This is a genomic window from Deltaproteobacteria bacterium (assembly GCA_019309045.1).
In the GTDB taxonomy this organism is placed as follows: Bacteria; Desulfobacterota; Syntrophobacteria; order BM002; family BM002; genus JAFDGZ01.
Window position 1 is genome coordinate 1 of sequence record JAFDGZ010000132.1, and the last position, 5,695, is coordinate 5,695.

The 5,695-nt window shown below is 49.9% G+C and carries 6 protein-coding genes; 4 read left to right on the forward strand and 2 right to left on the reverse strand.

Going from position 1 to position 5,695, the window contains the following annotated elements; genetic code table 11:
- From JRI89_16365 to JRI89_16380, 4 genes are all read left to right on the forward strand, one after another.
- On the forward strand, nt 1-292 hold a 292-nt coding region (locus JRI89_16365), incomplete at its 5' end, for an FHA domain-containing protein (protein ID MBW2072808.1).
- Between the two features lie 387 nt (nt 293-679).
- Nucleotides 680-2,767 carry a response regulator gene (locus tag JRI89_16370; GenBank protein ID MBW2072809.1) on the forward strand — a complete coding sequence of 696 codons (2,088 nt, stop codon included), beginning with the start codon at nt 680-682 and terminating at the stop codon, nt 2,765-2,767.
- A gap of 231 nt (nt 2,768-2,998) precedes the next feature.
- A complete protein-coding gene (locus JRI89_16375) occupies nt 2,999-3,430 on the forward strand; it encodes a hypothetical protein (GenBank protein ID MBW2072810.1) in 432 nt (143 codons plus the stop codon).
- A gap of 89 nt (nt 3,431-3,519) precedes the next feature.
- The gene (locus JRI89_16380) at nt 3,520-3,948 is read left to right on the forward strand and encodes a response regulator (GenBank protein ID MBW2072811.1); all 429 of its coding nucleotides are present in this window, start codon (nt 3,520-3,522) and stop codon (nt 3,946-3,948) included.
- A 28-nt stretch (nt 3,949-3,976) separates the two neighbouring features.
- On the opposite strand, the gene JRI89_16385 is transcribed toward JRI89_16380, so the two are convergent.
- Both JRI89_16385 and JRI89_16390 read right to left on the reverse strand, forming a co-directional pair.
- Nucleotides 3,977-4,531, reverse strand: coding sequence for a hypothetical protein (locus JRI89_16385; protein MBW2072812.1), 555 nt, complete (start codon nt 4,529-4,531; stop codon nt 3,977-3,979).
- A gap of 12 nt (nt 4,532-4,543) precedes the next feature.
- Nucleotides 4,544-5,593: a M48 family metalloprotease gene (locus JRI89_16390; GenBank protein MBW2072813.1), complete on the reverse strand. Its 1,050-nt coding sequence runs from the start codon at nt 5,591-5,593 to the stop codon at nt 4,544-4,546.
- Between the last annotated feature and the right edge of the window lie 102 nt (nt 5,594-5,695).

Sequence of the window (5,695 nt, forward strand, 5' to 3'; positions counted from 1 at the left end):
TACCATAACTGTAGGAAGAGCAGCAGACAATGACATCGTGCTCTACCACAGGTTGACTTCCAGACATCATGCCATACTCCACTGGGCAGCCTCTGAAAACAAAATATACCTGGCGGATCTTGCCTCCAGGAACGGCACATTTCTGAACAGGCAAAGACTTTCTCGAGACTCGAGATACGAACTGTCCCCTGGAGACCAGCTCTCTTTTGGGCCTGAACCTACTCTGGTTTATCTTACGCCCGAAGCTTTCTATGATCTTATTGTAATGCTGGCAGCGAATTATGGCGGCTAATCCTTGCCTGATTCAACTGATGGGGCCATGTCGGCAGACCAGCCAACACCACTACCGTGCCTTATGGCCCACAAATTGTCACCAATTTGCCAGAGTAAGGACTCTGGAGGCAATTCTTGCCGCACTACTGCGCAAGGCAGATTTGCCCCCAGAATAACCGCCACTCTGGCAGCCAGATAACCTGGGGCGGTGGCCACAATCTAACTGGTGAACTAGAGGGAGCGCGGTGACAAGTCTGACTGTTTTGTCAATAGCCCATAAAGAGAGAGCCGTGTATTCCTCCCGATCGCTGACAATTTTCCTCTTACGAGTTGTACAGCGTTGAAATTCCCGTCTTTGTCTGTTGCGGGAATTGCTGCTGAGTCAAGAGAATGAGGTAGCAGAAGCATGGATATAACACCTTCTTCACCCGTGCGTGTCCTTGCTGTAGATGACGAGGAGGACATACTTGATCTTTACCGTGAGTTTCTCTGTCCTGAGGTGACAGGCAGCAAGCTAGAAGTAACCTACTGTAAACAGGCTGAAGAAGCGGTTGCCATAATCCAGGAAGGTTCTGCTTCTCAAGACCCATATTCTGTTGTTTTCCTTGATATTCTGCTTCCTCCTGGACGGGACGGCGTCTGGGCAGCAGAACAGATCCGCGCCATAGATCCAAGGATTTCTATTGTTATAGTAACCGGACTTTCTGACATACCTCCCGAAGAAATTGTCAAACGCGTACCCCCTGCTGACAAACTCCTTTACCTGCGCAAACCCTTTGCAGCTGAAGAAATAAGACATTTTGCCTATGCTCTGGGCGAAAAATGGAAACAGGAATCCAGGCTACTGTCTCTGCAGGCCGAACTCGAGGCCCGCATCGAGGAAGCCCACGCTGAACTTGTCAAAGCCAATGAACGACTCAAAGAGGAAATCGAGGAGCGCAAGCGTACTGAACAGGCCCTGCGGGAGAGTGAGGAAACCTACCGCACTGTGCTGGAGGCCAATCCGGATCCAGTGGTTGTCTACGATATCGAGGGAAGGGTCCTCTACTTCAATCCTGCCTTTACTCGAGTATTCGGCTGGTCTCTAGAGGAGAGGCTGGTAAAAAAAATGGATCTCTTCGTGCCGGAAGAATGTTGGTCTGAAACCAAAATGATGATCGACAAGGTGCTGGCGGGAGAGAGTTTTTCTGGCATAGAAACGCAGCGATTCACCAAAGAAGGGAAAATAATTCCAGTCAGCATCAGTGGAGCCATCTACCGAGACAAGAATGGTGAGCCTGTAGGCAGTGTGATCAACCTGCGAGACATAAGCGAGCAGAAGTGTCTGGAGGCGCAGCTACGTCAGGCCCAGAAAATGGAGGCTGTGGGGACCCTGGCAGGCGGTATTGCCCACGATTTCAACAACCTACTCCAGGCTATACAGGGCTATGCAGAACTATTGCTGCTGCAGACCAAAGCCGATGATAAGGGCTGGCGGGAACTTCAAGAAATTGCCCGGGCTGCCAAGAGAGGAGGCGACCTCACCAAACAACTGCTCACCTTCAGCCGCAATATGGAAAGTGACAGACGGCCACTGGATTTGAATCAGGAAATAGGCCAGGTCCAAAAGCTTCTGGAAAGAACTATACCCAAGATGATCAATATCGAATTGAAACTGGCTGATGACCTCAAAATAGTCAATGCTGACCCGGGACAGATAGAGCAGGTTCTGATAAACCTTGCCGTTAACGCCAAAGACGCCATGCCCGACGGAGGAAAATTAACTATCGAGACCAGAAATGTGGTCTTGAATGAAGAATTGTGCCGCCTTCACTCAGGAGCCGAATCCTGGCACTATGTGCTTCTCGAAGTTACAGATACAGGCCATGGTATGGACAGTGAGACTCTGGAACACATCTTCGAGCCTTTCTTCAGTACTAAAGAACCAGGTCGAGGTACAGGCCTTGGTCTTGCCATGGTCTACGGCATCGTCAAGAGCCATCAGGGCTTTATCAGCTGCTCCAGCCGACCAAATCAGGGCACCACTTTTAGGATCTACTTGCCCGCCCTGGAGGAAGGAAAGGAGGCACCCGCCACCCAAAGCACTGATTCTTCCTGCAGAGCCGGCAATGAGACCATACTGCTTGTGGATGACGAAAAATATATTCGCGAACTGGGCGAACAGATACTCACCACCTTTGGCTATGAAGTACTCCTTGCCTCGGATGGTGAGAAGGCCCTGGAGATCTATCGCCAAAATGGACAGGGCATTGAACTTGTCATTCTTGATTTAATCATGCCGGGCATGGGCGGTAAACAGTGTCTACAGGAGCTACGTCAGCTCGATCCTCAGGTCAGGGTGGTCATCTCGAGTGGCTATTTCCCGGATGATCCGAGCATGGAAAGCTTCAAAGACTCTGCAAACGGCTTTGTGACCAAACCTTATGATGTGAAACAGCTTCTCGCTGTAGTTCGACACGCCCTGGACGACAACCAGTATAAGCAAAATCCCTGAGCAAACCTGCAGACCATATGGAGCTGTTCCTAGACAGAGACGAAATCTGTCAGCTAGGGACGCATTCTGTCTCGCATGTCTCCTGGTTCCCCCAGAGCAACAAGAAGAAAAATCGTTTTTTAGCTTGTAAATCAGCTTGTTAATCAATTTTTCCATGTTCTGGCATTGCTTCTGCATTAGGCTCGACAAACTCCTGTGAATAATTGATAAAGAAGAAAGGGACAAAGGCATATGGAATCGATCATTCATTCGGACAAGGTGATGAAAGATTGTGAAGTTCTCAAATGGGCCTCGGAGCATAGATCCTGTAGAATCTCGGAAGTTCCCAATTGGGTAATCATGACCCTGCTGGAAGACATTGCCAATTACGATTGCCATCTAGTGGAGCAGCTCGTCAGACAGTTTGATAATTCTCATTCCTGGGTCACCGAAGAGCACTACCTCGACCGGTTGGTAGAAAAGTTCATGAACAATATTCTTATCGCCAGCCTCTATGAAGATGGACTTTTTCTGGAGTCTCAGGATGTGATAGGAGAGATAAAGCTTTTTGAATTGCAAAATGGGCCGCAAATTCAGGTTGACTTGGACGCCTTCATGTCTGAGGACGACACAGCGGAAAAGCAGCAGCTGCCGCAACCTCACATGATTGCCTCCATCTGCTGATGACTCTGGCCGGCCTGTTGCATATCGAGTTTAAAGGGATTTATTCCGCTCACTGGCGGTATCCCTCAGCACAAGCCGGGAGAAAGACAATGGCTCACAAGGTTCTGGTTGTTGACGACGAAGCACAGGTTAGAGATATCCTCAGCAGGTTTCTTGCCGTCCAGGGCTATGAACCTATAACAGCCAGTAGCGGCGATGAAGCAATCGCCCTGGTGAAAAATGAAAGTCCAGCAGTGATCCTACTGGATATTACCATGCCCGGCACTGATGGCATTGAAACCTGTCAGCGGCTGCGTGAGATGGAGACAACGAGGCTGGTGCCGATAATCGTGGCCACCGCCCATCCAGACTGTGTCCCGGAAGCACTGCTGGTGGGAGCTGATGATTTTGTAGACAAACCCTTCGATTTCAAGGAGCTTTCACTCCGCCTGGAAACTGCCCTGCAAATTGCCCATCTCGCAGATGAGACAGAAAGAGCCATGCTCTACACCCAACTCTTGGGGGAGAGCCTGCATTAGCAAGGCTGTCGTCAACCTCGGGTTGGCCTTATGTGGAGAGGCGTGATAACAGGGTGAAGCTGTTGAGAACCTTGTTGAAGCTTTCGCGGTCTCGCTCGAGAAATTCTCTTTTGGACGTATTGTATCTGATGCTGTAAAAGGTATCGTCTATAAGAAAACCGTGGTAGATTGTCTGCTGTTTGAGCCCGTCCCGGGTCTGGAAACTGAACACCAGACGAAAACCTCTGTATTGCTTTATCTTCACAGGATCGTTCTCTAAAACTCGAAAATTGGCCACTAGAGGATCAGAAGAGATTTCATCAATAATGATTTCGGCCAGTTCTTGCGGCAACATGCCCTTCTTGAATTTCTTGCTTGTGTGTTTGAAAGGTCTGTCAACATCGATTTCTTGAACAAGGATATATTCCAAATAGGGACTGTCTCTGGTGATGAGCAAATACTTGCTGGTATCTATTCTTTTCCATCCTCGAGGAATATCCACGGAAAAAGCTGCAGTTGAATAATGCAGTGGATCTCCTGGCGGCCTGCCTGTAGCACACGCAGTCAAGAGACACAGTAGGAGGAGGATGAGATATCTTTTCATGTCGTCTCGTTCCTATTCAGAGCACTGCTGCAAATATTCCACAATGTAATTCTTGTCTGTGGCAGTCGGAGCCAGGGCAAGATACCTTGCGAAGGCATTCCTGGCAAGACAGTATCTGCCATTCTTGTAGTAGAGCAGGCCAATTGCCTTGTATGGCTCGGGAAAATCTGGATCGAGACCAATGGCCTTTTCATAGTATTGCCCGGCTGTTGTCAGATCATCTCCCTCACCCCGCTGGCGGCAGACTTCTCCGAGGAGATAGTACCCTCTGGCGTCATCTGGGGCAAAATTGAGGTATCTTTCGGCGTACTGTCTGGCAGATTCGAAACGGCCAGCTTGCAGATAGATCTCTGCATTGGTCAATAGTGCCCCTCGCGTGTGCCGCAGGAACTTTTCCCTGTCCATCGGCCGGGCTGGACGACTTCCAGGCAAAAGAGACTTGACGAAGGCCTGGCACCTCTTTAAACGTTCCTCAATGTCTGGGTAGCTGTCTGCACACAAAGACATGGTCTGGATCTGCCCTCGCAGCTCTTGCTGCCGCAAGAGCAATCCCACAGCATCGATAGGGTCATAGCCGGCTTTGGCCAGCAAGTCAAGAGCTGCCAGGTCTGCCTCAGCTTCAAGCTGTTGCCTGAAATCATGCAGGGAAGATGCCTGCCAACCTGACTGAAGTGCAACACTCAAGTTTGCCTCGGTTAGAGACGAAACACCATCTGGTGAATCGTGCTCCCGTGCATATCTCAAGGCTTTCAAGGCATGTCTGGAGGTGCAGTGTGACATCTCGTGGGCAAGCACGAAGGCTAGCTGGGCCTCGCTCTCTGCCTGAGCCAGCATCCCCGTATGAATGTAGATAACACCGTTGGGAAAAGAGAAGGCCTCCGGGCAGGGATCTTCGAGAACCACCACTCTGAAGGAAAAATTGCCAGGCGCTTCCTGAACTTGCAACTTTCTAACGACTTCAGCAAGATATGCTGTCAGGGCAGGTGCTTTGCAAATATGTGCTCTGGCATCAATGGCCTTCTCGGCTTGTCGTGCTTGTTGCCACAGCATTTCTTCTTCCACGGGGTCATTCCTTACTTCTCCCCTGATAGCTGACAGATCTCTTGCTGCACAACCGCTGGTCAGAAAACAGAACAATGATGTTAGAACCACGTACCTCATAAC